Source organism: Blautia sp. HCP3S3_C4 (assembly GCF_052064095.1).
Taxonomy (GTDB): Bacteria; Bacillota; Clostridia; order Lachnospirales; family Lachnospiraceae; genus Blautia_A.
In genome coordinates this window covers 1-26,821 of the sequence record NZ_JBQHWF010000021.1, presented here as the reverse complement: position 1 = coordinate 26,821, position 26,821 = coordinate 1, and the positions used below count along the sequence as shown (strand labels likewise).

The window sequence follows — 26,821 nt, the reverse complement described above, 5'->3', positions numbered from 1 at the left end:
AATGGCTAATAGTCAGAGACATCCCATTATTGCAAATGGTGAAGCATATATTGAATCTTTGATAAGAAAACCAAGACCGAATTCGCATAAATTCCCACATGAGTATTATGAGGCAAAGTCTAGGTTATGGAATGATATTGATAGAATTCAACAATCTATTGCTTCTTCTGAAGAAGTGTTTGTTGAAGATAAAATTCTTTGTGTAAGACTTGAAGAAAAATATGAGGCAAAATCATATACGCCCAGCTCCATTGTAGCAGATACATCAATGCGTCTTGTTGGTGGAAGAAAGTATGTTATTGATTCAGACACGAAGGGCAAACTATACTTTGTCCGAGCAAAAGATGGTGATTTGGCAAAGTTTAAAAACACCCTGTCTTCGACAAGAAAAGATGGTAATCAAAGTTGGAAGGATCAAATTTGCACAATTAGAACCATCGATTTGCTTCAACCAAAAGAAAAGGCTTTGGGATTTGACGAGCAGTGGACAGAAGGTGATGTCGAGGTTGTTATCCATCCATTAGGTATTAATTATCAAGATGCAATTAATGGATTTTTCAATACAACTGGAATATCTCCAAGTGATGCTGCAGTTCGAACATATGATGATGGATTGACCTTTGTATGTACAAAGATGAATGCTGAAACGTTAACCAAGGCAATGTATTACAATCCGCTTCGTAGTATCAAGCCAATTGAGGATGAATGGGATGATCCCTTTCGCATGAGTCCGATAACAGATGTGGCTCCACAGTTACCGGATGTAATTATTAAACCTGATTTAAAAATCGGTGTATTTGATGGTGGAGTTCCTAATGATATTCCGTTATTAGCTCCATATGTTACCAATTATGATATGGTAGATGATCCACCAACAGAAAAAGGGTTAGAACATGGATGTGCTGTTTCTGGAGCAATTTTATATGGAGATTTATATGGGAAAACACGCTATGATAAAGTTGAAAATCCAAGAGTCTCTGTTGAATCATTCCGTGTAAGACCTGCGAAAAGAACTGGCGATGCTGAAAAAGATTATCAGATGTATACAACTATTGATATTATCGAGAAGGTGGTTCGAGAAAGAAAAGATATAAAGGTGTTTAATATTTCCATGGGACCAAGAGGAGCCATTATTGATGATGAAATAAGCCGATTTACATATGTTTGTGATCTTTTGAGCTATGATGTCGATGAGGGGGAAATAAATCCACTCTTTGTTACTGCAGCTGGAAACGACGGAAATCTTGAAGAACCGTTAAATCGTATTCAGGCTCCTGCTGACATGGTTAATGGAATTGCTGTTGGTTCATACAGCTATACGCCATTAGGCGAGCGAACAGTTGCCTCTTATAGTTGCGTGGGCCCAGGCAGAGAGGGTGGAAAAATCAAACCTGATTTGTTAGAGTTTGGTGGATCTATGAATCGCCTTTTTATTGCGGTAATGAATCAAGGAAATCTTACAGGAGCTGAACAGGGAACAAGTTTTTCCGCACCTGTTGTTGCGGGAAAGATAGGAAAACTAATGGCTGCGTCCGAGAAAATAATTCCACATCTTGCAAGAACAATCTTGATTCATCATGCAGAATCGGAAACATTAGAAGGTACAAATGAAGAAGGCTTTGGATATTGTCCTGATGACGTTGAAGCGTTATTGGAATGTGATGATAACTCCGTTACCATTCTGTATTCTGGAGAAATAATGGCAGGTAGCAGTGTGAAACTCCCAATATATATGCCAGAAGTCAATAAACATAAAGGAACAGCAAAGATTAAATGGACAATAAGCACCGTGGTTAATCCAAACATGAAGGATTCTGATGCATATACTAATAATTGTATAGAGGATACTTTTTATCCGCATGAAATGACTTTCAATTTTTCTAAGTATGGATCTGCGACAAAGAAGATTAATCTTATGGACCAAAGCAAATATGAAGAAGTTCAAAGATTAATGGACGATGGTTACAGTAAATCAGATTTGCCTGCATCGAAACCAGCTAAGAAAAGCTTCCGCGAAGCCGATTTACGTAATTCTGATTTTAAGTGGGATACAATTATTAGAAAATTTGTTTCTATGAGAACATCGTCACTATTAAACCCGTTTATCTCGCTCCATGCTATTGGTAGAGATGAAGGACTTCATGAAAAGGTACGATATAATGTTGTTATTACGATTGATGTTCCTAAATATGATGGAAGTTTGTATGATAGCATTCTTCAAAAGTATCGTAATTTATCACCTATTAAAGTGCAGAATGTTAATAGACTCCAAGCAACAAATAAATAATTGATATTCAAAGATTTAAGCAGTGATTCCTCAGAGTCGCTGCTTTTCTTTTCCTATTAGAAGGGAAGGTAATATACAAGATGAAGACAAGGAAACTGATCATGCTGATGCTCTGTTGCAGCATGATTGGTGTATGCGGGAAGTACCTATACGATTACTTTGCTCAGTCTACGGAAAATAAAAATGCCTATGCAGACATCATAGACATTGACTTCTCGGACAGCACAGATAATCAGTATGAGGATGATCCCGAAAATGAAACAGAGCAAGAAATGGAGGCAAGTGACTTCAATTATGATTCTTTACTGGCCATCAACAGTGACTGTGTTGGTTGGATCCGTATCGATGGAACAGATATAGATTATCCGGTTGTGCAGGCGGCAGATAATAGTATTTATCTTCACCGTAATTTCAATCAGGAGTCAGCAATCTGTGGAGCAATCTTCATGGATTACCGCAATGACATTGATCTGGCCAGAGAGCATCTCATTCTTTACGGGCATCAGATGAAGGACGGATCTATGTTCAAGCAGCTGAATGGATACAAGGATAAGGACTTCTATAAGGAGCATCCGGAGATAATCTTGTACCTTCGTAATCAGAAATACAGCTACGATGTGGTGGCGGTCTATGTGACCAACATTGCAAGGAGTGGAGGCTATTACAATTACCTTCACGGAAATACCAGAGAAGAACAAATTGAATACCTGCAGAACAAGATGGCAGCTTATCAGCTTTATGACACAGGATTTACTGTGACAAAGGATGATGAGCTGCTTTCTTTATCTACCTGCGAGTATTCCAGTACCAATGGACGACTGATCGTCCTAGCGAAAAGAAGGTGTAAGGATGGAAAAAAGAGAGTACAGGAATAACGAAAAACCGACGTTTTCCAACGTGATTCGACAGAATCTGCAGGAGATAAAGGATCAGGAATTCATTCTTCAGATTCCCCTTAGAAAAGAGGTGACTACGGTTGAACGAGAAGTACGGACTTGATCAGGTTTCCGTTCGTATGATCCGGGAGGCTCCGCTTTATAGTGATGAAAAGATTCAAAATCCGCAGGATGCCATTCGCATTCTGGGTGATGCATTCAAAGACTATGACAGGGAAGTGGTCGGTGTGGTACATCTTCGAAGCGATAATGTACCGATCAATATGACAATCGTAAGTATGGGCTGCCTTAATCAATCCATCGTTCATCCGAGGGAAATGTTGAAGGCGGCCTTTTTGTCGAATGCTGCCGCGATCATGATGGTCCACAATCATCCAAGTGGCAGTCTGGAGCCATCCAGAGAGGATATCGCAATCACTAATCGCATGCAGCAGCTCTGCACAATGGCAGGCATTCCCGTGGTGGATCATATCATCCTGGGACAGAACAATTTCTATTATTCCTTCCGGGAAAAGAGTGTCCTTCCTATGGATGACATCCATTATTCCACGGATCTTTCCGATGTGGATCTGAAGGTGGCCGAAAAAGAAGCAGAGAAATACGGATATAAGAAAATAGAAACAGCAAAGCCGAAGAAGTCCATCAAGGTTTCTTTGGCAGAGAAAAAGAAACTGACGCACGAAAATGTTCGCAAGACGTCAGGTATCAATAAATCAAAAGCACCAGAATTATAGCCGGTCGGAAAGGAGAACAAACAATGGCAAATAGATATACATTAACCAATGAACAGCGTCAGCAGCAGGTTCAGGATCTGACTCAGCAGTTGGAAGATGGCGTAAAATCCGTCTTTGAGTCAGAGAAGTATGCACAGTACTTGAAGGTGATGTCTCATTTTACTCATTATTCTGTAAATAACACCATCCTCATTGCCATGCAGACCGGCGGTCAGGCTTCCATGGTTGCCGGTTATACTGCCTGGCAGAAGAACTTTGGACGTCAGGTAAACCGTGGTGAAAAGGCAATCAAGATATTTGCACCGATGACCTATAAGAGAAAGAAGGAAGTGGACATGATCGATCAGGCAACCGGTCAGCCCCTTCGCAATCCGGACGGATCTGTTCGTAAGGAAATCATTGAGGTAACAGTACCGTCGTTTCGAGTAACAAATGTATTTGATATCTCTCAGACCAGAGGCCCTCCTCTTCCTACTCTGGTGGATGAGTTAGAAGGAAATGTGGAAAGATATCAGGATTTCGTGCAGGCTATCCGGAACATTTCCCCGGTACCAGTGGGATTTGAGGAGATGGAAGGAAAGGATGGTTACTATCATCAGGTGGAGAAGCGTATCGCAATCAATGAGGATATGAGTGAGACGCAGACTATGGCTGCTATGATCCATGAATTGGCCCATGCCAAGCTTCATGCATTGGATCCCAATAACTTGAAGGAATCTGCAAAGGCCAGAGGCAAGGATCAGAGAACCATGGAGGTTGAGGCTGAAAGTATTGCTGCCGTAGTCAGTTCTTACTTTGGTATCGACACCAGTGCTAACAGTTGGGGTTACGTAGCATCCTGGTCCAGAAATAAAGAACTTCCGGAGCTTACAGCATCCCTTCAGGTGATCAAAGATACAGCAGGTGAGATCATCACCGGCATCAGTGAAGAGATGGAGGAAATGCGCTTCACCTATATGGACAAGGCAGATGCTCTTGAAGCAATTGCCCTGGGGCGGACGGTATATACATCCGTCAGCAAAGGAAGATTTGAAGAAGTTACCGCGGATCAGGTTATGGAAATGCCGGATGATTCCTGGCTTCGAATGCCGAAGGATCAGATGAGAGTATATGTGGAACTTCGAACAGAAATGGATCTGCATGAGGAGATGGTTACTCTGGAGGAAACGCAGCTTCTTTATATGCCTGAGAATCAGTTTGGTATTTATCAGATTGATCCGGAAGGTAATGGAAGAGAATACATTTTCCTGAGTCATGATTTCATGGAGTCAGAAGAGATGGAGCTTAATCGAGAGGATTATCGTCTGGAATATGTGGCTCCACTGACGGAGGCAGATACTTTGGATACGATCTATGAACGTTTCAATATTGATTGCCCGGAAGATTTCAAGGGACATTCACTTTCTGTCAGCGATATCGTAGTCATGAACAGAGGGGGTGAGGTTAAGGCATATTTCGTAGACAGTTTTGGTTTTGCAGATGTGACAGAGGAATTCATGAGCCGCTTTTATGAGCGTCCGGAAGAAATCAGCGAAGCAGCATTTCAGATTGAAGACCGATATCTGGAGATTCATGAAACAGATGGCGGTTATGATTATTCAATTTATTCAGAACACTATCAGCTGATTGATGGTGGCAGATATGAGAGTGATGTGGATCTTATGAGAGCTGCAAAGGACATCGTTCAGGATTTACGAGAACCTGTTTTCAATGCAGAGACAGGAACTTATACCCGATTACCGGTGCAGGGAAATATCGATGGCAACAGCAGGATGATGCGTATTTCCTTTAGTCATCTTCATGAGATGACTCTTGAATTTAATCGTGTCGATCCTAAGAGTATGGCCGGAGTGGTGCAGGAGGCTTCACCTCAGCAGCAGTATCGACCACTTGCAAAGGTGGAAGAAATGGAAGAACAGAATTACAACATGGTTGATAACGTTCTGAACAATGGATATGGCGAGAAGGAACGACGAGAAATGATCCGTGTGGAAGCGGCCAGATATCAGGAACAGACCGGAGCCAGCATGACATTTTATGCTGCTGTTTGCGAAGAGTTTCACAGCATGCAGGCCTGTTATGAGGGACTTACCCTCGCGGAAGCCGTAGACAAATACAAAGAGATTCGTCAGGATCCGAGACTTGCCTATTATGGAAATGCCATGGGTGTAGAGATTCACGATGAATCTTTGGAACATTACGATGGCTATGCATTTCCGTTGGTTGAAGGATCTGTCATCGAAGGTGGAAACCTGGATTTTGTAAAAGCACTGGCAGTTCATCCTCTTGCAAGAGAAGCTTTGGAAATGATCTGGGAAGCATTTCCGGAGTATCGATTTGTAGCACCTGCAGAAATCAAAGAGAGTTTTTATCCGGAGCATATGACCACAGAGGAACTTGCTGGAGCACTTATGGATCTTGCAAAAGAATTTGATGCTTATGAATTTATGGATCGGGTAGAAAATCCTGAAGATGCATTAATGGAAATTAAGTATAACCTGTTGGCTGGAAATGGCATGCAGGAGTATGCGGCGTTTCTAAAGGATGTGAAAGAAGAAAGCAGAGAGATGGCACCAAAAGCAGAAGCCTTACTTGGAAAACTGAAAGAATATAGTCCGGAGCTTACGGAGGAGATTCAACCGATGGTGAAAATTCAGTTCAGCCAGGATCCGGAATTCAAAGAAGGAAGCTTGGTCCCTCTGGCAAAAGCTGATGAAAGAGTCCGTGCAGCAGATGAAAGACAGGCAGATTTCAATGCCGATCATTCAGGAGAAGCCAGAGTGTTGATTGTATCTTATGAGATCATTTACGCAGAAGAGGATCAGATGAAGAAGGTGGCGGGTACGGCATTTATCGGTGATGGACGCGGCGGTATTCTTGAAAATCTGCAGCAGGAAGTGGAAGAGCATCTGCACAATCAGGACTGGCTGGACTATAAGAAGGGCCAGGGCGCAGATAACTTCCAGTCCTATATAGCAGAGCTTCGTGATACCCAGGAACATGCCCTTCCTTATCTGCAGCAGTTTGTCAGTCTGGAGGAAAGAGAAAGCACAGCTATCGTAGAAGAAAGTACTAAGGCTACTCCTTCCGGTAAAGAAGGTAAAGCTGCGGTGCAGACAAAACCTGCAAAAGCCGCTCCGATTGATGAATCTCCAAAGAAATCAATCCATGCCAGATTACAGGAGAAGAAAAAAGAAATTGCACAAAAGCCGGGAAAAGATAGTCCGCAGAAGGGAGTTGAGTTAGCATGGTGAGACTTACAGAAGAACAGAAAATGATTTTGAACTGTTATGAAGGTGGCAAGACAAAAGTCATCCGCGAAATGCACAGTTCCATGGAGGAACTGGGAAGCACAGGTGAAGATCCGGAGATGTTGGAACTTCTTGAAGATCTGATGGAACAGCTTGAAATCTGTACGAATAAGGAGTTTTTCCAGATGAAAAAGGAGCATCAGCTTGATTCGGAGGAAGAGGAGTCGGAGACTCCGGCTGAGATGTAAAGTGACAATTTTGCCCACTGGAGGACTGTTTATACAGCAGGTCTTTCAGTGGGCTTTTTTCGTTGTTGGTTATTCATGTGAAATATCGTAAAGCTCCTGAATCTCTTCCGGGAGTTTGTCCGGCAGCATGGCATTGATGCCATCTTCATTGCCGTCTTTTATCGCGGTCTCGTAGTACCAGCATTTAAACTTCAGCAGAGCAAGGGTTCTCTCCAGGGCTTTGATCTCGTCTTCCACGGCAGCTTTTCTGGTCTCGAACATCTCTTTTCTCTTCCCATAGCTGGAAGGGCCTTCCATAACCCACTGGAAGAACTGCTTGATATCCTTGATCTCAAGACCGGAGCGTTTGAGGCACTCAATCACGCGGATAGCCTCCAGTTCATCGTCGCTGAAGTAACGGATATTGCCCTTTCTCATCAGATTCGGGAAGAATCCTTCCTTGTCATAATATCTTAAAGTCGAAATAGGGAGATTGTACATCTCCGAAACCTGACCAATCGTGTACATGATGCACCTTCCTTCAAAAAAAGTTCTTGACCTAAAGTTAGGTTTAGGTTGTATGATAAGATCATTATAAGATATATTCCAGTAATATTCAAGAAAAATGACCGCAAGGAGGATAAAAATAATGATGAAGACAGAAGAACTTAAGTTGGTTGCTGAATGGGATAAGACATTTCCAAAAAGCGACAAGGTAGATCACAAGAAGGTGACATTCATTAACCGTTACGGAATTACCCTGGCAGCTGATATGTATACACCAAAGAATGCAGAAGGCGAGCTTCCTGCAATCGCAGTTTCCGGACCTTTTGGTGCCGTAAAGGAGCAGTGTTCGGGACTCTATGCCCAGACTATGGCTGAGAGAGGATACCTGACAATAGCATTTGATCCTTCCTTTACAGGTGAGAGCGGCGGCCAGCCAAGATATATGGCATCTCCGGATATCAATACAGAGGATTTCATGGCTGCAGTAGACTTCTTATCCGTTCAGGATAATGTTGACGCAGACAAGATAGGTATCATCGGTATCTGTGGATGGGGCGGCATGGCCCTCAATACAGCAGCTCTTGATACCAGAATCAAAGCTACTGTTGTTTCTACCATGTACGACATGACAAGAGTCAATGCCAACGGATATTTCGATTCAGAAGCCAGCGAGGAGGTACGATTTGCAAAGAAGCAGGCTATGAATGCCCTCAGAACAGAGGAATACAAAAAGGGTGAATACTCAAGAGCCGGCGGATGTCTTCCACTTCCGGTACCGGAAGATGCTCCATTCTTCGTAAAGGATTACAGCGAATACTACAAGGGCAGATGCTACCATGCGAGAAGCCTTAACTCTAACGAAGGCTGGAATAGTCTTGGCTGCCAGTCCTTTATGAATCAGCCTATTCTTACATACAGCAATGAGATCAGAAGTGCCGTATTGATTATGCACGGTGATAAGGCGCACAGCTATTACTTTGGCAAGGATGCTTATGAAGCTATGATCAAGGACAGCAAATATACAGAGAACAAAGAACTTCTTACCATCCCGGGTGCAGTGCATACAGATCTGTATGACAATCTGAAAGTCATTCCATTTGACAAGATGCAGCAGTTCTTAAAGGAAAACGGGGTAGGTTAAGATGGCAAAGAAAGTACTTATTATTTCGACAAGCCTTCGTGGCGGCAGTAATTCCGACATTCTTGCAAAGGAATGTGAAAAGGGAGCAAAAGAGGCCGGACATGAGGTAGAATACATTTCCCTGAAGGGAAAGGACATTAAGTTTTGTATCGGATGTTTGACCTGTCAGACAAAAGGCAGCTGCGTACTTACAGATGATGTGGCAGAGATTATGGAAAAGGTGCTGGCTGCCGAGGTTATCGTCTATGCAACTCCAATCTACTATTACGAGATGAGCGGACAGATGAAGACGCTTCTGGACAGAATGAACCCGATGTATCCGATGGATTATGCTTACCGCGATATCTATATGATCGCAACTGCCGCAGAGGAAGAGGAAAGCGCATTTGAAAAAGCCTACAACGGTCTTCAAGGCTGGGTGGACTGCTTTGAAAAGGCCAAGCTCAAGGGTCTCGTAACGGGTGGCGGCATCGGTGATGCGAATGACGCTCCGAATCATGAAGAGACCATGAAGAGGGCCTATGAGCTCGGAAAGGCTCTGTAAAAATGAGAAAAATTTGGGTAATCCTGCTCAGTGTTTTCGTGATCAGTTCTTTATCAGGTTACGAACAGAGTCAACAGGAAGAGACTCAAGCGGAAACCGTTGTAGCTGTTGGGAGGGATCTGTCTCAGCACACGCTTGAGGCGCTTCTCTCAAATGGATATATCACCTTAACAATCAGAAAGTAGGGAATGGAAATTATGAAGAAGATAGTACAGACAGCAGGCAGAGCTGCTCTTGGTGAATTCGCACCGGAGTTTGCTCATTATAATGACGATGTTCTCTTTGGAGAGAACTGGAATAATCAGGATATCGATGTAAAGACAAGAAGCATTATCACTGTAGTTGCATTGATGTCCTCAGGCATTACGGATTCTTCTCTGAAGTATCATCTGCAGAATGCGAAAGCCCATGGTGTGACTCAGAAGGAAATCGCAGCAGTGATCACACATGTGGCATTCTATACAGGATGGCCAAAGGGCTGGGCCGTATTCAACCTGGCTAAAGAAGTATGGGAAACAGGCGAAGGTGATCTTCCTTACGAAGACGAAGCTATGAGAGCCCATGCAAAGGAAATGGTATTCCCGATCGGAGCACCAAATGATGGATTTGCACAATATTTTACTGGTAAAAGCTTTCTTGCACCTATATCAACAAATCAGGTTGGAATCTTTAATGTAACTTTTGAGCCGGGGTGCAGAAATAACTGGCACATTCATCATGCAACAGAGGGCGGCGGACAGATCCTTGTCTGCGTGGCAGGCCGTGGTTACTATCAGGAATGGGGAAAGGATGCAGTAGAAATGAAGCCGGGAGACTGCATCAATATTCCGGTAGGCGTAAAGCACTGGCATGGAGCTGCACCGGATTCCTGGTTCAGCCATCTGGCAATTGAAGTGCCTGGCAAGGATGGCTCCAATGAGTGGCTGGAAGCAGTAGATGATGAGAAATATGGCAAGCTCGATTAATGATAAAGGTGAATTGCAATGGCTATAACTGTAAATATTTATTATAAAGGGACTGGGTCTGCAGCAAAACAATTTGCAAGGGAAATGACAGAAAGCGGAACGGTGGATGCTATCAGGAAAGAAACTGGAAATCTCCGCTATGAATACTTTTCGCCGTTAGATGATGAAGAAACGGTATTGTTGATCGATAGCTGGGAAAATCAGGAAGCGATTGATATGCATCATGCATCTCCAATGATGAATACTATCATGAAATTACGAGAAAAGTATAATCTTCATATGAAGGTTGAGCGTTATGTATCAGAAGATGGCATACCGGATTCGGACAAGAAATTCATAAAGGAATAGGTGACAATTATGGCAAAAACATTAGTAGCATATTTCAGTGCAAGTGGTGTAACAAAGAAAGCAGCAGAAAAGCTGGCATCTGCAGCAAAGACAGATATCTATGAGATCAAGCCTGCAGTTCCATATACCAAGGCTGATCTGAACTGGATGGATAAGAAATCAAGAAGCAGCGTAGAGATGGGAAACAAGTCCTTCAGACCGGAAATTGTGAAAGATGATTTGAATTTATCTCAGTACGATACTATTCTGGTTGGCTTCCCGATTTGGTGGTATGTGGCTCCAACCATCATTAATACTTTCCTTGAAAGCTATGATTTTGCCGGAAAGAAGATTGTTCTCTTCGCAACCTCCGGCGGCAGCGGTTTTGGAAACACGGTAAAAGAACTGAAACCTTCCGCTACTGGAGCAGAAATCATGGAAGGAAAGCTTCTGAATCGTGCGACAGATAAAGATATCGATGCCCTGATCAAGATGCTGTAAGGGAGGCGACTCCGGATGAAAAAGTTATGGGCAGTTCTCCTTTGCTTTGTACTTCTCTTTGCTATGACTGCGTGCGGAAACAGTGCTCCGGCTGTAAGCTCAGAGAATGAATCTACAGAGGCTATTAAAGAGAGTACTTCGGAAGCCACAGAGGATAGTGAGAGCACCGAAGAGATAAACGGAACCAATGAATCGGATGAAGTTGTTCTGGAAGAAGTTTTTGAGGTTAAAACTGCAGTGGTCTGCTTCTCCGGAACCGGAAACACCATGGCTGTCGCAGAGACGATTGCCGATGTAACCGGTGGTGATTTATTCGAAATCATTCCTGCAGAAAAATATGCAGACGAAGATCTGAATTATAATGATGACAACTGCAGGGCCAATAAGGAACAAGATGATCCTGATGCAAGACCTGCGATTGAAAATAATCTGAGTGCGGTGGAAGAATACGATACCATTTATCTCGGACATCCGATCTGGTGGGGTACAAACCCTCGTATCATCCAGACCTTCCTGGATACTTATGACCTGACAGATGCCACAATCTATACCTTCTGTACCTCAGGTGGAAGTGGTATTGAAAAGAGTATTTCTGATCTGCAGACGCTGTATCCAGACTTACATATTGTAACTGGTAAACGATTTAACAATGCATCTGAAGAAGATGTGACTGAGTGGATCAGCAGTCTTGCTGAATAGCAGGTGGCACATCTGCACCTTGAGAAGATATTCGTTCTCAGCTATAATGATAAAGACCTATAAAGAGTGCGCGAGAGACAAGCTCGATGACCGCACAGCAACCTGCATTTGCAAGGTGCTAAAGCTTGACCGATGGGCGTTATGTATTTGAGAATTATGGCTCCTGTCGGAAAAGATGGGGGCCTTTTCCTTTTGCCGCTCTTCATAGGATCATAGATCGAAGAGGAGGCATGAGAGCATGCGCAATGTAACTGAATTATCAAAACTGAATGGGAAAGTGTATGTGTATCTGAGAGATGAAGTGATTGCAAGAAGGTTTTTGCAGGATGCAGAGAATGAGGGATTCACTTTTGGAGATGGAGAAAAGCCAACAGCCAGACCGGGAAATAATCTCTATGTGGTCAATCGTGATTGGACGATCAGCCATGTGGGATGGACTGGCCATATGGCATTTCAATCAGCGAAGCGTATCGGTGAGCAGGAGCTGATCCGTGTGGATTATGAGAGATATCTGCTTGGGGAAGAAAACTTCGTGATTAATAAAAATAATGCTTGACCCTGACATAATGTCATACCTTATTATGAACTTACCACGACAGGAAAGAAGGTTTGATATTGATGATGACGGTAAATGAAGTAAGCAAATTATCAGGGGTGAGTATACGATCCCTGCATCATTACGACAAGATTGGTCTTCTGCCGGCCACGGAAGTTACAGCTACAGGCTTTATGACGATAAGGCCCTGGAGCGACTGCAGATGATCTTGTTATTCAAAGAACTTCAGTTTCCATTAAAAGAGATTACAACGATTCTTGATAATCCGGAGTTTGATCGAAGCAAAGCACTGGAACAACAGATAAAACTTTTGGAACTTCGGAAAGAACATCTGGAAAACCTGATCGATCTGGCTCGTGGAATAAAGATGATAGGAGTTCAGAAAATGAGCAAAATGAGTTTTGATGCTTTCGATACACGAAAGATTGATGAATATGCAGCCCAGGCAAAAGCATCCTGGGGAACTACCGATGCCTATAAAGAGTTTGAGAAGAAGTCTGCTGGAAGAAGCCGCGAAGAAGAACAGGTACTTGGTGTTCAGATGATGGAAATCTTTGCGGGGTTCGGTAAGATCAGAAATAAGAAACCGGAATCAGAAGAAGCACAGGCCCTGGTAGAGAAACTGCAGAACTATATCACCGAGCATTACTATACCTGTACCGATGAGATTCTGGAAAGTCTGGGACAGATGTATGCAGGCGGTGGAGATATGACATCCAATATAGATAAGTACGCAGGTGAGGGTACTGCAGTCTTTGCTAACGAAGCGATAGAAGCGTATATTCTGACAAAATAATTATCGAAAAATCAGAGTTTAGGCACCTTGTGGAGTGAAGTGTTGTCAGTCATTCCATGAGGTGCCTTTTTTTGCTTTTATGAGATTACTTCTTCCCTGGTTAAGCCTCCAGGCTGTCGATCAGGAACATCGATGCCTGCACCTCGAAGCATCGTTTCATAATTGCTTTCGATAATGCCCAGGGTCTTCTGTTGTTTCAGGAGATCCTGCTTTTCTTTTTTGGCAGAGACAAGTTCTTCTTCCAGTTCCAGCTGTTGTCGCTGCAGCTTTTCGGAAGACGGAAGTTTGTGAATACCAAACTCAGCCAGTTCTTTTAAAGTGACATCATGCAACTGATATTCTGCCTGATGTTGTATGCGGTAGAGTGCTTTGTCCGGAGCATCCTTCTCAGCACGAACCACATCACGACATGCACGATAGACTTCACAGTGCTTCATAATAATCTTCTGATTTTGAATAGCTTTTTGTGTTTGCAGGATCTGAACATCCGCAGCTTGAATAGAAGCCTCCAGATCAGAAATGTGATTTTGGAATTCTTCATAGTTCAATAGATTGTGCTGTGAAAGATAACTGAAAGTTCTGGCTGCCTCTTTCAGATTATTTTTTATGGCCCACTGTTCGAAGCCGGGGCGATTGCCGTCAGCGACATAGGAAGTCATCTCCACAAACATCCTTATTTTGAATGATGCATTTTGAGGAATGCGGGCCTTATGACGATTCTTCGCCAGACGTCTCAGGATACTGTCCTCTGTATAATAGGCTCCCAGAGTTTTGACATTGGTGAAATGTTTCTGATCAGGAGCCCGGAAAGCCAGATATTTTCCCTGCCGGATTTCATATCCTGCTTCTTTCATCTTCATCAGGAATTCATCAAAGGAAACGGACGACCAGATGGCACGATCCACGTTGTATTTGAGTTTTGCTTTCCAGCTGTTTCCTCGTTTGTACTCCATATTTTCTTTATATGATTTTGCTTTCTGTCCGGTGGGCATGGACTCTTCCAGACCATATTCCCGGCAAATGCGATTGCTGAGTTTACAGATCTTGTGATAGTTCCGTTTGTTGAAAACATACTTATGGTAGTCTACAAAATTTGTTGCATTGAAAATTAGATGGCAGTGGACATGATCCTTGTCAACGTGAGTGGAAAGAACATATTCATGTTTTCCTTTCAGGGTGGCATCTGCAATCTTTGTTGCAACTTCATGAGCAACATTGGGATCTGTGATCTCACCAGGCTTGAAGGAAATGATCATGTGCCAGGCAAGGTTATCTCCCTTCTCCATCACATTATCTTTTCCAAGCTTTGCAGTCATAGCAAATTCCAGATCGGCAGTTTCCGGTGAACAACCATAGGAAGAAACCAGATTATGGTCATCGGTCTTATCAGGATTCGTGATGTAATCGACGGCTTTCTTTACTGTAGATTTGATGCCGAAGATCTTAATATATGCCATATCTCTTTTATCATCCCTTTCAATTCTTTCATTTCTTCCGGTGCGACAGCACCAGTGGAATTGGCAAGCCTTGCCAGCTGGTTTACGTTCACACCGATCTTGTGCATCTCATAAAACTGTTTCTCAAGGTAAGTCGTATCTGTGTTTACGATGATGCCATCAATTGCCATCTTACGAAGATAGGCTCCCATATTTGCAGTCCTGGACAGAATCATTTTCTTACGAATCATCTTTTTCTCTTCAGCGGTTACAAAAAACTGAATTGGGATATCTCTGGTTCTGTTAGCCATGTAAATCTCCTTTCTGAGGATAGAGCTTTCAACCTCGATTACGCTGCGCTTCATCTCGGTCACGGCTGTCGCCGTATGAAGCCATCCTGACTTGTACAGTTGTAAGCAAGCTTCCAATGTACAATCAGGCCGTCTTCGCAAAGCTCGTAGCTTGCGTGAAGATTGGGTAGGGTCCCGGTCTTATGGCGAATGCCCGGAAGTGGAATGTCATGACACTTCCTGTCCTTGCTATTCTCTATCCCTCAACTACTAAATACAAAAATGTCCGGGGAAGTTTAGACACATTTTTGAAACTGCTCTGAAAAATTGCCCGGATAGTGCAAATTCGGGCACAAAACCTGCCCGGAGACTATTTGGCTGTCGGGATTTTTGCACATCTATTTGTTGTAAACTGGTAGCATCAGAAAAGGAATCAAGGAGGACGGCAAATGAAGGGATATGTTACAAGCAACGGATACATGGGATACGTAGATGGCAAGTACATTTTATTTGCCAGCGATAAAGAATATTTTGAATTCATGGAAGACTAAGGAGGAAGTGCAATGAGTAAGATTTATTTCACACTGACAGGAACCAAGTACTATCACGGCAATGAATTCCTGAAGCCGGGAATGAAACTGAAACTTAAGAAGGAACCGGAGAACAAGTTCGATAAAGAGGCCATCGTTGTAAAGACGGAAGGACTTGGCGAAATCGGACATGTGGCAAATAGCGCACACACCGTTATCGGTGAGAGCATGAGTGCCGGACGCATCTATGACAAGATCGGTAACACTGCAAAGGCCAAGGTTGTCCTGGTAACACCGCATGGAACGATCTGCAGTCTCAGTAAGAAGAGTCTGATTGATAACAAACATAAGAAGATGGAGGAAGCAGTCGATGAATAAAGTAATCCTGATGGGACGCTTGACCAGAGATCCGGAAGTAAGGTATGGCGCCGGAGAGAATTCTACTGCAGTTGCAAGATATACTATCGCAGTTGATCACAGATGCAAAAGAGACGGTGAGCAGAGTGCAGACTTCATCGGCTGTGTTGCCTTCGGGCGTAACGCAGAATTTGCAGAGAAGTATCTGCGCCAGGGAACAAAGATTGTATTGACCGGAAGAATTCAGACCGGAAGTTACACGAATCGTGATGGCCAGAAAGTATACACAATGGATATCGTTGTAGAGGAGCAGGAGTTTGCAGAAAGCAAAGCAGCTGCAGGTAATGGCGGTCAGAATAATTACAGCAGACCATCAGCAGCATCCTCGGATGCAGATGGATTCATGAACATTCCGGATGGCATCGATGATGAATTGCCATTTTCATAAAGAGATTTGGGAGGATAAATTATGTTTGGATTTGATAAGATGTTTGACTTTAATCGTGATGGACACTTGGATGCATTCGAGAGAGCTGCACAGTTTCAGTTCATGGATGAAATGCTGAAGAACGGAGAATCTGATTCATTTGATGATGATGACGAAACAGATGTATTTGCTGAGGCAGGGCTTGATTATGATGAGTTAGAGTTTATGGATCCGGAAGAAAGAAGAGAAGTGCTGGAAGACGCAGGACTGGATCCAGATGAGTTTGATTTTTAGTGGATAGGGAAGGGGAGATAGAGTGCAGAAAGCAGATTTCTTTTTTAAGGATGGAATGTTTGCTCAGAATGATAAATATATTCTGAAGGCTTTGTGTGAGGAAGATAAAGCAAATTATTTAATGTTATATCGTGAGAACTCCATCGTGGCAAAAACTTCTTCAAAGATGAGTGATGTAGATTACGATGAGTTTGCTGAATTTGTTTGGGAGAAACTTCCAGAAGACGATGCAATTTATGTATCTGTTTTCTTGAAGGACGATAACTTGTATGTTAGAAATATTACTATGCAGCATTTGGCTTCAGATAAACCCGAAATTGGGATGGATGTTTTGTTGAAATATCGCAGGCAGAAAATTGCTTATGAAACCATCCCTCTGTTTGCGAAAAGAGTATTAGAACTTATGCCGATAGAGTATTTCATGGTGAGAATTTACTCGGATAATGAGCCAAGTAAAAAACTGTTTGAGAAACTTGGTGCAACACAAATTGGTAAAGAACCAAGTGAGTTTGCTGAAGCTTTGGCGCAACTCAAAGAAAGTTTAAAAGAGGAGTATGAAGAAATTTTGACTCGTAATCCAGAGGCTGAAAAGATTGCAAGTGAAAGGTATATTGTGCAGTACAAATATCTTCTGAAGTAATTAGGTGGCTGAGATCGTTTGTTCGATCTCAGCTATCTTTGTATTTGAAAATAAAGAACATATGTTTCCTTGCTCGCTTGAGGGAAAAGGATAGAATTTGTTATTCTTTGCTCCTGGTTCCGCAGGGTTCTTCCCATCTGAATTATCTTTACATTTATATGGATGCATTCTTGCGTTTGTGAAGATGAGTCTTGTGAATGTGATGAAGCAATGATATACTTCAAATAGAGGTGTTACTATGCGTCATATTATGCGTGAGGTGTCAATATATGAATGTAAGTTACAAAAAGTTATGGAAGCTTCTTATTGATAAAGACATGATGAAAAAAGATTTACAGGCCGAGACTGGTTTGAGTTGGGCTTCTGTGACGAAATTGTCAAAAGGAGAACCTGTCAGCATGGAAGTGCTGATGAAAATCTGTAAAGCTTTGCATTGTGATGTAGGCGATATAGTCGAATTTATAGAAGAGCCAGAAGAGTCTTCTTCAAAAGAGTAGGAGGAACAGGGATGGCCAATTTACAATTAAACAGTCCTTATAAAGGATCCGCATCTTTGACTCGTGAGCAGTTCTTATTTTATGAAATGAGAACCACAGCAAAGCTGATAGAAGAAGGAGTTAATAATACAGAGATAATGAAAAAGGTTTTTAATGAAAACTAATTCCATTATCCAACAGAAAAAACGATTAAAAAGGTATTTGTAAGGCATGTATAGCAAGACTGCATTCCAAGTCCCTCATTTGTTGATTTTGCAACTGTTCCGCCAGAGCTGATGAGCGCATTCCAGCTTATTCCATATCAGAGTGCAGAAGATGCGGTGTTTAAGGCACTGGGAATTGAGTGACAAATTGGGGATAGGACGATTGTATAGCGCTTTTGCCCTATCCGTCAAATAATGCTTGCAAATAGAAGTGGAAATAATGGATAAAAATCAAATTAGAAATATTGTTCGTCAAATGGATTATTCGAAATCAGAAATAGAGATTGATCTTTTGACTGATAATATCAAAGATAATATTGACAATCAATTGTATGATTTTTCGCTCTATAGAAAAGATATTTTTACCCAGCAAGGGAAAAAAAGAATTGTATATAGTTATCCGAATTTATCTACAGAAGCTGTTATGTGTCAATATCTAAAAAAACAGATTGATAGAAATTTTCGTATTCGTTATGCGTCAAGAAATCGGATAATGAATGTATTCTTTAATGTTTTGCCAGTCATCAAAGATATGAATGATTTTGTGATTATTCGAGCAGATTTTAAATCTTTTTTCGATAGTGTTTTGTCACGGCATGTATATGACAGGTATATCAAAGAATCCCTTATGTCTAGATGGGACAAAGAAATTTTAGAACAGTATATTGAAGAGTTTAAGTATTGCTATGCGGGGTTATGTTTGTCTAATGGATTGACAGAGATTGTATGCAGGGAATTTGATTCACGAATAAGAGCCCATTTATCTAAGTATGGAATGTTTTTTTATGAACGATATGTCGATGATATACTTCTTATTACTAATAAATATATTTCGCAAAATCAATTTTGTAATGTTATACAGCATACAATTCAAGAAGTATTTGGTGATTCTCCGGTAAAAATTAATATGTCACCAGGAAAGTTTTCTTATATTACAAGAAGAAATCTTTCGACATCGCAGAAATTTAACTTTTTGGGTTATGAATTTGAGATACGAAAAGTGACAGGGAAAAATCCAATATGTTTCAAATACGGAATTGCAGAAAAAAAACGTAAAAAATATACAGGGATAATTGAAAGAGCTTTTATTCAGTTTAAAAAGGATGGAGATATTGAACTTTTGCGACAAAGGTTGAAAATTTATTCATCGCGTGTTGTGATTGCCAGAACAATAGGTAGCAGTTCATATGATTGGCTCATAAAGGGTGTCGTTGCAAATTATAATGAATTACAATTTCATATGGATGCATTAGAGCCGCAAACGAAAGACTTTTTGAAAAATTTATATGTGAAGTTATTAAGCAAACACGGATGTGTTATGCCGTATTTCTTAAAGCAATCTTTAACTGAAGAGAGCATTTATAATTTGGAATCAAACATGAAAAGAAACCGATCTATAATGTTTGAGAAGAATATTGGAGTGTCAGAAAGTACACTTTTAAAATGGATACGAAAATTAAACCCTGAGTACTGCAACGAAGACAAAGATTATTATAGAATGGTGATTGATTATTTGGCACTGATAAAAGTAGAGTAGCATCATCCCAAGGATGATGCTACTCCTATACAACGTATAACCTTACGGAAAGTACTTTGTACTGCTTACGTGTGTAAAGTCTATGAAACCAAAGTTCCAAAGATTTTACTTGAACGATATATCATTCATTGAAATTATAATTCGAATTAGAGGTGAAGTCAATGGATCTTACAAATATAAAAAGAAATCAATTGGATTACATGCTGACAGATGTTCTGCCAACGGAGTTGTCAGACCGATTTACATATGCATACTTTTATGAATATTTGATAGATAGAAGTAAGGACATTAACCATATCGTAAGGGAACTAATACGATTAAAGAACAAAAATGGTAAGGAAGTTCTCTTTAATGGAAGCAGCAATTGGGTGACGGCACCACTTAAATACACTATTATGAAGCAATTACATAGTGAGAGAGAGATTAGTTTATTGCAGCCAATGGCGGCGATGGAATTATTCTTGTTTGTAAGTGTGTATCAAAAAGAACTGTTGGCCTTATTAGATAAGAATTCAGTATTTTCGCTCCGATTCCATAATAAGAACAATGATTTGATTTATAAATCAAAGAATAGATCAGTTATTAAATATTTTAGTGATTTAAGTGAAGAAACGGGGAAAGAGATAATAGAACAGACGGGCATGTTTTTCAAAATAGGTCCTTATAAATCAATTGCAGCATTTACCTCCTCAGAGGAATGGCTCATATTGAATAGTAAATACAAATTCTTTATTAGAACAGATTACAAAGCATGCTTTGATAGTATTTATACGCATACGTTCAACTGGATTATTGGAAAAGATGTCAATGATACCAAAGAATTCAAAAATGGAAGTCTCTACACAGCTATAGATAGAGTATTAATGAATATCAATGCAAGAACTTCGAATGGAATAGTAGTAGGTCCAGAATACTCAAGGATGGTTGCAGAGCTTTTGCTTCAGGCAATAGACAAAGATGTGTATAATATGCTACTCAACGAGTGTTATGATGCTGGAGAACACTATAATGTGTACCGGTACGTAGATGACATTTTCATTTTTGCTGAGACCGAGGGGATAGCAAATCATATTGTTGAACTTTACGCAGAGGCGGCCAGAAAATATTTATTAAGACTAAATGATGCCAAACTTTTTAAGAGCAAAGTGCCGTTTGTATTAGATGATTGGTTAAATGAGACTAATATTTTTACTAACAGAGTGACGGCATTGTTATTCTATAATCGTGAAGAAAGAAAAGCCTACATGGAAGCAGTTTCTGATGGACAGGAACAAGTTAATCCATGTTTAATTAAGGGAAGTGGATTGGCAACAAGCAAGAGAACAATTATGAATCAATTAAATGAATTGATTTGTAAATATGAGTCTCAAATGAAAACGATAACAGCTTATTTTTTAGGAATGCTGCTAAATAAAGTCTCTCGTAATAAGGATAAGGTGTCTTTGTTCAAGAAGGATGTTTCGGAACATACTGTTTTTAATTTTTTAGATCTAGCTTTTTATGGATATTCTTTTTTCCCGAATTATAACAATACGCAGAAACTACTTTCTATAATCAGTTATGTAAGAGACGAGTTTGATATTTTTGCGTATCAGGATAAGCTTCAAAATTTATTGAATAGGTATGCGTTTGTGTTTGATAAAGCAAATGTGAACGATATTGTAAATTTGATTATGTTTTGCCGACAGGCTAACATTGCTGTGCCGTATAAACAAGAAATTAATATTGTTAGAAGACTTCATGAAAAAGATGATCCCATCTTATGGGCATCATATCTATTGTATAGCCAATACAGTAAAAGATATTATACAGAAATACGAAGCATTATTGGAAATAAACTAATCGAACGGTTGGAAGGAATTGTTCAAAAAGACAGTGTTTATACCTACCGTGAATTTTGGTGGGTTATTGTGTTCAATAAGTCTCCGCATATCACAGTGGCGGAGCAAGCTAGGATTGATGGTTTGCTTAGTATATTAAAAATCGGTATCAATAATACACCTGGTGAAACTATTGGAAATTTATTTGTTGACTACCTAAGAAATAATCCAATTCAATTTTTTGAATGGGATATGGAAAAAAGAGACTTTTTAAGAAATATTACATTCAAGACCAAAGAAAGAAGTATATTCAAGAATTATCAAGAGAATTTAGCCTCTTTATATTGGAGCAGTTTGTAACTTAAAAGGAGATTTGTATGGACCAGACAATTGATTATTACAATCTCAATGCAGAAAATTTCATAGAGAATACGCGGAATGTTGATATGCATCTGGCCCAGGATAAATTTCTTCATTTGTTGAATGAGGGAGTCGATATCCTTGATTTCGGTTGTGGTTCTGGCCGTGACACGAAATACTTCTTGGATCGGGGTTATCAGGTTACAGCGACCGATGGATCAGCTGAACTTTGTAGATGGGCCAGTGATTTTACAGGTATCGAAGTAAAAGAAATGATGTTTGGGGAACTGGATGAGATTGATACATATGATGGTATCTGGGCATGCTCCTCTATTTTGCATTTGCCAAAGAATGAGCTGTTTTTGGTGATTCGAAAAATGTGTGATGCGCTTAAAAGTACCGGTGTAATCTACACTTCCTTCAAATACAGTGATTTTGAAGGTGTGCGTAATGGTCGGTATTTTACAGATTTTACTGAGGCTTCCTTTAAGGAATTCATAGCAGAGATTCCGGAACTTACGATAGAAGAATATTGGATCACTGACGATGTCAGACCAGGAAGGGGTGATGAGAGGTGGCTCAATTTGATACTCCGCAAATAGGATATTCCTTACATATCAATGGAGAGTACCACAACACCTTGGATATAGAAGGCTTCTCTCAGATGATGAAGGATCCGTCCTACTGTTATAAATTTTACTGGTTGGAAGCAATCGTAGATATCATTTCGAAGGGGATTCAGGATACTACCTTTGATGCGATTATTGATGAAATGATCTGTAATGCATGGTATTCCGTAAGAGAATTTCATATTCACCTTAGTGGCATGCAGGCAGATGGTCTTGTCAGAGACGGTCTGGAACGTGCGGTTCTTAAACTGACAGAACTCAGTGATTTGCCGGCAAATGCATCCAAAGTGGAAATCAAAAATGCGATTCGGGAGCACAATGCCGACCTGAAACTTGCTAAGGAACAGCTGACCAATATGGTTCCCGGTCGGGCATTGGCAGGTTTTTTCTCAAAAAGCTCAGAAGAAGTGCCGTGGGGAAGTATTCGCAGATTAACCGAGTATATCAGACGAATCGATAGTACTGTAATTCGCCTGCCTTATACCTTTGGAGATAGCAGTAAACTGAAAAAGGAAGTTCATTTCAATCCAGATTGGATGCGCATGATTCAGGACAATACGGTAAATATTCTGGGATGGATTCAATACGAAAAAGTGAAATGGCTGCAGAATAATAATCCAGAGGTTCCGGGCCTGATCTACAAGCTGGCTCCGATGGATGAAAAGATGCGAAAGCTGAATAACGTACGTAAACTTTGGGAAGGCATTCTGGAAGTAAGAGAAGTATGCGATGTCTTTACGGGTAAGCCGATTATAACAAAGCAGTATGATGTTGATCATTTTATACCATGGTCTTTTGTGATGAATGATGAACTTTGGAACCTGATGCCGATGGATTCTTCTTTGAATTCGTCGAAGAGTAACAAGCTTCCCAAGTGGGATCCGTTCTTTGCGGTGTTCGCAGAAAACCAGTACGGAATGTATACTCTGATCCACAAGCGAGCAGGCCTTCATAAGCTGTTTGAAGCCTGCTATCGGGATAATCTGCATTCTATCTGGGCAGGACAGGAGTTGTACAGACCGGGAAATTCAAAGGAAGAATTCTATCATATCCTGCAGAAAAACATGCAGCCGGTCTATGATTCGGCCAGACGGCAGGGATATGAAATCTGGAATTATAGTTAGAGGTATTACACCCCTTGTTTTGGCCGTGTATCTGAAGGAGGAAAAATATCTTGGAACATCAGTTTTTAACAAATTATACAGAGATTACTTTTCTGGACAAGATCAAAGATAATCTAAGGCATTGTAAGTCTTTTGATTTCTCTGTCAGCTTTATTAAGAAAGCTGGCCTTGTTTTGTTGTTCAAGGATATTGAAGCAGCTGTGGAAAGAGGGTGTAAGGGACGTATCATCACCTCAACTTACCAGAATTTCACAGATATTGAATCCTTGAAGAGTTTCTATGCGCTCATGGGAAGATGTTCTAATTTTCAATGCCATTTGGATTATGAGAGCTTTCATGGTACCGATTATTCGACTCTTGGCTACCATTCCAAGGGTTATCTTTTCGAATTCGATGATCACAGAGAGTTAGTGATTGGTTCTTCAAATATCACACGATATGCGCTTCTTAAAAATATTGAATGGGATGTATCGGTAAAGGACTATTTTGTAAACGGTGCATATGATGATGCGTTGAAAGAATTTGAAGAAAAATGGTCCGCAACGGAATTACTGAATGCAGAACTGATCGTTAAATATGCCCAGAGACTAAGTTATGCCATTGAGCGCTGGGATATGGATTATGATCTGTCGGCGTCAAAGATCAAGCCGAATTATATGCAGAAGAAGGCCTTGAAGGAGTTGAATCGTTACCGTGCCATAGGTGTTAACCGTGCGCTCACGATTGCATCGGCAGGTAGTGGAAAAACTTATCTGGCAGCTTTTGATGCATTGAATTTCAACCCGAAGAGATTGCTTTACATTGTACATGAAGGATCTATTTTGAGAAAATCCCTGGAGACCTTCCAGGAGGTATTCGGTAAAAATGTATCCTATGGAATCTATAGCGGTACCAGTAAACAATCGGATGCAGATTTTGTATTTGCCACGAACATTACCATGTGCAAAACACTGGAGCTATTCTCAAAGAATGAATTTGATTATATTATTATTGATGAGTGTCATCATGCCACAGCAGAGACTTATAAAAAGATTATCGGTTATTTTGAACCGGAATTCTTACTTGGTTTGACTGCTACACCGGAACGTATGGACAACCAGGATGTTTTCGAATTGTTTGACCATAATGTGCCTTATGAGCTAAGACTGCGTGATGCGATCGCCAATGATCTGGTTGTTCCGTTTAAATATTTTGGTATTCGAGACAAGATGGTGGATTATGGGCTGACCGGAAATGAAGAACGCAGAATGATTGCACAGATGGCAAAGGAAGATCACTGCGATTTTATTGCCGAGCAGATTGAGAAGCATCGTCCACAAGGAAAGCTGAAAGCACTTGCGTTCTGTAGAAATGTTACCCATGCCAGAATGATGTGTGAAGCATTGGGAGAGCGGTATCATACCGCTTATCTGACTGGCCGCAATGATATCGGTGAGCGTGTCAGAGCTTATAATGATTTGCAAAATGATGCTCATAATCTCGAGATCCTGTTTACGGTGGATATCCTGAATGAAGGTGTCGACATTCCTGGTGTGAATATGGTGCTGTTCCTTAGACCAACTGAGTCTACGACGATCTTTATTCAGCAGCTTGGCCGTGGATTGCGTAAATATACCAATAAGGAGTATGTTACCGTGCTGGACTTTATCGGCAATAGCTATAAGCGAAGTGTGCAGATCGCTTTTGCGTTGGGGTCTTTATCTGAGAACTTTGTTATGGAGAAAAGATTGCTTGCATCATTAGTGAAGGATGATTTTACAGCTCTTGGTTTGGCTGATTACGGTGTAGAGATTCATATTGATGATTTGAGCAAGGAAGAGATCCTGGAATACATTGATAAAGAGAATTTCAACGCTCTGAAGTATCTTAAGCAGGATTATTTCAATTTCAAAAAATACATCGGATCAGAATTTTATCCTCGTCATGTAGATTATATCAACAATGACTGTGCTCCGGATCTGATTCGTTTTATGAGCATTAAGACGAGGGGAAAGAAGAACTGCAGCTATTATAATTTCCTCAGAGGTATCGGCGAGGAGAACCTGCCGGTCTTCACGGAGAAACAGATAGATTTTATCAATTATCTGTCTGGGTTGCTTCCACTTGTGCGTGTACATGAGTATCAGATCGTGAAGTTACTGATCGACGGACCGAAAACATATCGGGAGATAGTAATGTACCTGACAGAAACAGTTCAAGGATTCGTTCCGGCAGAGCTGGAGCATGCGCTGACATATCTGCAGTTTGTTGAAAAAGACAAGGATATTCTGAGACTGTTTGTACCTATGGATGATCAGCTTCTGGAGTATGTGCAGGACCTCATCGAGTATGGTTTAATCCGCTATGAAATCGACAATGGAAATGAGACGGGCTTTAAGCTTTGGCTGAATTACCGAATGGATCAGGTTCAATTAAAGCTCCTGAAGAACCCGGGAAATATTATGGTAGGAACTTATTATTATGATGACTATGTAGTAATTTTCGCATCATTGAAGAAAGATCTGGAGGAAGCAGATAAGCTGAATTATAAGGATAAATTCCTGCAGCCGGATTTGTTTCAGTGGGAGTCTATGACAAATCTCCCACAGTCACATCTCGAAAAACTGATGAAGAGCACATTTGCACATGTATTTATCCGTAAGATGACCACAGAGAATGGTTTGGTTCTTCCCTTTACTTATGTAGGAAAAGGAAAGATGTCGAATCCTCGCAAGACAGACGGGGATAATGGAACATACCTGTTTGATATTCATATGGAGAATGAATTGCCAGAGTATCTGCAATATGATTTTGGATTGACGAAGGAATAATATGAAGACAATGAAAGTAGTCGCAGCCATTATTTGTAACGATATGGAGCGAAAGAATAAGATTTTTGCAACCGCCAGGGGATATGGGGACCTGAAAGGCGGATGGGAGTTTCCCGGTGGAAAGGTAGAGCCAGGTGAAACTCCGCAGCAGGCACTGAAAAGAGAAATCATGGAAGAACTTAGCACGGAAATCAAAGTTGGAGAATTAATTGATACGATAGAATATGATTATCCGACATTCCATCTTTCTATGGATTGTTTTTGGGCTGAAGTTATCACAGGTCAATTGGAACTCAAAGAGGCTGAGGCGGCGAAATGGCTTACAAAAGATCAGCTGGAGAGTGTTTGTTAGCTTCCAGCGATTTTTCTACCTCGAACAAAATTGGGTGAATTAGAAGTAAAAATAGCCCGTATTTCTGCGGTTTTTCTTGCAGAG

29 protein-coding genes, 1 pseudogene and 1 riboswitch are annotated in these 26,821 nt (G+C 40.9%); of the genes and pseudogenes, 27 read left to right on the top strand and 3 right to left on the bottom strand.

What is annotated here, in order from left to right; translation table 11 throughout:
* Window position 1 precedes the first annotated feature (1 nt).
* The 6 genes from ACTNC6_RS15160 to ACTNC6_RS15135 all read left to right on the top strand — a co-directional run bounded on the left by ACTNC6_RS15160 (window position 2) and on the right by ACTNC6_RS15135 (window position 7,416).
* Window positions 2-2,287 (top strand): S8 family peptidase, encoded by a 2,286-nt coding sequence (locus ACTNC6_RS15160; protein WP_441044501.1) that lies wholly within the window; start codon window positions 2-4, stop codon window positions 2,285-2,287.
* Between the two features lie 80 nt (window positions 2,288-2,367).
* Window positions 2,368-3,162 carry a class B sortase gene (gene srtB, locus ACTNC6_RS15155; protein WP_441044500.1) on the top strand — a complete coding sequence of 265 codons (795 nt, stop codon included), beginning with the start codon at window positions 2,368-2,370 and terminating at the stop codon, window positions 3,160-3,162.
* Complete coding sequence (locus ACTNC6_RS15150) at window positions 3,137-3,286, top strand: hypothetical protein (RefSeq protein WP_441044499.1); 150 nt, start codon at window positions 3,137-3,139, stop codon at window positions 3,284-3,286. Before srtB ends, ACTNC6_RS15150 begins: the two co-directional genes overlap by 26 nt.
* Window positions 3,264-3,917 carry a JAB domain-containing protein gene (locus tag ACTNC6_RS15145; RefSeq protein ID WP_441044498.1) on the top strand — a complete coding sequence of 218 codons (654 nt, stop codon included), beginning with the start codon at window positions 3,264-3,266 and terminating at the stop codon, window positions 3,915-3,917. The genes ACTNC6_RS15150 and ACTNC6_RS15145 overlap by 23 nt, the downstream gene beginning before the upstream one ends.
* Window positions 3,918-3,940: 23 nt before the next feature.
* Window positions 3,941-7,171, top strand: coding sequence for a YodL domain-containing protein (locus tag ACTNC6_RS15140; RefSeq protein ID WP_441044497.1), 3,231 nt, complete (start codon window positions 3,941-3,943; stop codon window positions 7,169-7,171).
* Window positions 7,165-7,416, top strand: a complete 252-nt coding sequence (locus tag ACTNC6_RS15135) for a hypothetical protein (RefSeq protein ID WP_441044496.1) — start codon at window positions 7,165-7,167, stop codon at window positions 7,414-7,416. Before ACTNC6_RS15140 ends, ACTNC6_RS15135 begins: the two co-directional genes overlap by 7 nt.
* A 69-nt stretch (window positions 7,417-7,485) precedes the next feature.
* Here the strand turns inward: ACTNC6_RS15135 and ACTNC6_RS15130 are convergent, their stop codons facing one another.
* Window positions 7,486-7,923 (bottom strand): MerR family transcriptional regulator, encoded by a 438-nt coding sequence (locus ACTNC6_RS15130; protein WP_235249069.1) that lies wholly within the window; start codon window positions 7,921-7,923, stop codon window positions 7,486-7,488.
* 121 nt (window positions 7,924-8,044) lie between these two features.
* On the opposite strand from ACTNC6_RS15130, the gene ACTNC6_RS15125 reads away from it, so the two are divergent.
* The 9 genes and pseudogenes from ACTNC6_RS15125 to ACTNC6_RS15085 all read left to right on the top strand — a co-directional run bounded on the left by ACTNC6_RS15125 (window position 8,045) and on the right by ACTNC6_RS15085 (window position 13,431).
* A complete protein-coding gene (locus ACTNC6_RS15125; protein WP_441044495.1) occupies window positions 8,045-9,043 on the top strand; it encodes an alpha/beta hydrolase in 999 nt (332 codons plus the stop codon).
* A 1-nt stretch (window position 9,044) separates the two neighbouring features.
* A complete protein-coding gene (locus tag ACTNC6_RS15120) occupies window positions 9,045-9,587 on the top strand; it encodes a flavodoxin family protein (RefSeq protein ID WP_441044494.1) in 543 nt (180 codons plus the stop codon).
* 197 nt (window positions 9,588-9,784) lie between these two features.
* Window positions 9,785-10,552: a carboxymuconolactone decarboxylase family protein gene (locus ACTNC6_RS15115; protein WP_441044493.1), complete on the top strand. Its 768-nt coding sequence runs from the start codon at window positions 9,785-9,787 to the stop codon at window positions 10,550-10,552.
* Between the two features lie 18 nt (window positions 10,553-10,570).
* Window positions 10,571-10,900 carry an antibiotic biosynthesis monooxygenase family protein gene (locus tag ACTNC6_RS15110; protein ID WP_235249073.1) on the top strand — a complete coding sequence of 110 codons (330 nt, stop codon included), beginning with the start codon at window positions 10,571-10,573 and terminating at the stop codon, window positions 10,898-10,900.
* 9 nt (window positions 10,901-10,909) lie between these two features.
* The gene (locus ACTNC6_RS15105) at window positions 10,910-11,380 is read left to right on the top strand and encodes a flavodoxin (RefSeq protein WP_441044492.1); all 471 of its coding nucleotides are present in this window, start codon (window positions 10,910-10,912) and stop codon (window positions 11,378-11,380) included.
* A 15-nt stretch (window positions 11,381-11,395) separates the two neighbouring features.
* Window positions 11,396-12,079, top strand: coding sequence for a flavodoxin (locus ACTNC6_RS15100; protein WP_441044491.1), 684 nt, complete (start codon window positions 11,396-11,398; stop codon window positions 12,077-12,079).
* 54 nt (window positions 12,080-12,133) lie between these two features.
* Window positions 12,134-12,218, top strand: a riboswitch (SAM riboswitch).
* 99 nt (window positions 12,219-12,317) lie between these two features.
* A complete protein-coding gene (locus ACTNC6_RS15095; protein ID WP_441044490.1) occupies window positions 12,318-12,635 on the top strand; it encodes a hypothetical protein in 318 nt (105 codons plus the stop codon).
* Window positions 12,636-12,697: 62 nt separating this feature from the next.
* Window positions 12,698-12,837 (top strand): annotated as a pseudogene (locus ACTNC6_RS15090) (MerR family DNA-binding transcriptional regulator); the annotation flags it as partial.
* Window positions 12,838-13,431, top strand: coding sequence for a MerR family transcriptional regulator (locus ACTNC6_RS15085; RefSeq protein ID WP_441044509.1), 594 nt, complete (start codon window positions 12,838-12,840; stop codon window positions 13,429-13,431).
* A gap of 77 nt (window positions 13,432-13,508) precedes the next feature.
* Here ACTNC6_RS15085 and ACTNC6_RS15080 read toward each other — a convergent pair whose 3' ends face one another.
* Together ACTNC6_RS15080 and ACTNC6_RS15075 are read right to left on the bottom strand one after the other, a co-directional pair.
* Window positions 13,509-14,888 (bottom strand): relaxase/mobilization nuclease domain-containing protein, encoded by a 1,380-nt coding sequence (locus ACTNC6_RS15080; protein ID WP_441044489.1) that lies wholly within the window; start codon window positions 14,886-14,888, stop codon window positions 13,509-13,511.
* Complete coding sequence (locus ACTNC6_RS15075; protein ID WP_441044488.1) at window positions 14,849-15,178, bottom strand: plasmid mobilization protein; 330 nt, start codon at window positions 15,176-15,178, stop codon at window positions 14,849-14,851. Before ACTNC6_RS15075 ends, ACTNC6_RS15080 begins: the two co-directional genes overlap by 40 nt.
* Window positions 15,179-15,720: 542 nt before the next feature.
* Here ACTNC6_RS15075 and ACTNC6_RS15070 point away from each other — a divergent pair.
* The 12 genes from ACTNC6_RS15070 (at window position 15,721) to ACTNC6_RS15015 (ending at window position 26,737) form a co-directional block, all read left to right on the top strand.
* Entirely contained in the window at window positions 15,721-16,065 is a 345-nt protein-coding gene (locus ACTNC6_RS15070; protein WP_441044487.1) for an HIRAN domain-containing protein, read from the top strand.
* Window positions 16,058-16,492 carry a single-stranded DNA-binding protein gene (locus ACTNC6_RS15065; protein WP_441044486.1) on the top strand — a complete coding sequence of 145 codons (435 nt, stop codon included), beginning with the start codon at window positions 16,058-16,060 and terminating at the stop codon, window positions 16,490-16,492. The genes ACTNC6_RS15070 and ACTNC6_RS15065 overlap by 8 nt, the downstream gene beginning before the upstream one ends.
* Before the next feature lie 21 nt (window positions 16,493-16,513).
* The gene (locus ACTNC6_RS15060) at window positions 16,514-16,765 is read left to right on the top strand and encodes a hypothetical protein (RefSeq protein WP_441044485.1); all 252 of its coding nucleotides are present in this window, start codon (window positions 16,514-16,516) and stop codon (window positions 16,763-16,765) included.
* 22 nt (window positions 16,766-16,787) lie between these two features.
* Complete coding sequence (locus ACTNC6_RS15055) at window positions 16,788-17,405, top strand: GNAT family N-acetyltransferase (RefSeq protein ID WP_441044484.1); 618 nt, start codon at window positions 16,788-16,790, stop codon at window positions 17,403-17,405.
* A gap of 269 nt (window positions 17,406-17,674) precedes the next feature.
* Window positions 17,675-17,902: a helix-turn-helix domain-containing protein gene (locus ACTNC6_RS15050; RefSeq protein WP_154433231.1), complete on the top strand. Its 228-nt coding sequence runs from the start codon at window positions 17,675-17,677 to the stop codon at window positions 17,900-17,902.
* Between the two features lie 11 nt (window positions 17,903-17,913).
* Window positions 17,914-18,066 (top strand): BrxA family protein, encoded by a 153-nt coding sequence (locus ACTNC6_RS15045; protein WP_441044483.1) that lies wholly within the window; start codon window positions 17,914-17,916, stop codon window positions 18,064-18,066.
* A 259-nt stretch (window positions 18,067-18,325) separates the two neighbouring features.
* Complete coding sequence (locus ACTNC6_RS15040) at window positions 18,326-19,642, top strand: reverse transcriptase domain-containing protein (RefSeq protein WP_441044482.1); 1,317 nt, start codon at window positions 18,326-18,328, stop codon at window positions 19,640-19,642.
* A 161-nt stretch (window positions 19,643-19,803) separates the two neighbouring features.
* Window positions 19,804-21,822, top strand: coding sequence for an RNA-directed DNA polymerase (locus ACTNC6_RS15035; protein WP_441044481.1), 2,019 nt, complete (start codon window positions 19,804-19,806; stop codon window positions 21,820-21,822).
* Between the two features lie 17 nt (window positions 21,823-21,839).
* Window positions 21,840-22,424 carry a class I SAM-dependent methyltransferase gene (locus tag ACTNC6_RS15030; RefSeq protein ID WP_441044480.1) on the top strand — a complete coding sequence of 195 codons (585 nt, stop codon included), beginning with the start codon at window positions 21,840-21,842 and terminating at the stop codon, window positions 22,422-22,424.
* Window positions 22,397-23,575 (top strand): HNH endonuclease domain-containing protein, encoded by a 1,179-nt coding sequence (locus ACTNC6_RS15025; RefSeq protein WP_441044479.1) that lies wholly within the window; start codon window positions 22,397-22,399, stop codon window positions 23,573-23,575. The genes ACTNC6_RS15030 and ACTNC6_RS15025 overlap by 28 nt, the downstream gene beginning before the upstream one ends.
* A gap of 50 nt (window positions 23,576-23,625) precedes the next feature.
* On the top strand, window positions 23,626-26,385 hold the full coding sequence (locus ACTNC6_RS15020) for a DUF3427 domain-containing protein (protein ID WP_441044478.1): 2,760 nt from the start codon (window positions 23,626-23,628) through the stop codon (window positions 26,383-26,385).
* A 1-nt stretch (window position 26,386) separates the two neighbouring features.
* On the top strand, window positions 26,387-26,737 hold the full coding sequence (locus ACTNC6_RS15015) for a (deoxy)nucleoside triphosphate pyrophosphohydrolase (RefSeq protein ID WP_441044477.1): 351 nt from the start codon (window positions 26,387-26,389) through the stop codon (window positions 26,735-26,737).
* The last annotated feature ends 84 nt before the right edge of the window (window positions 26,738-26,821 follow it).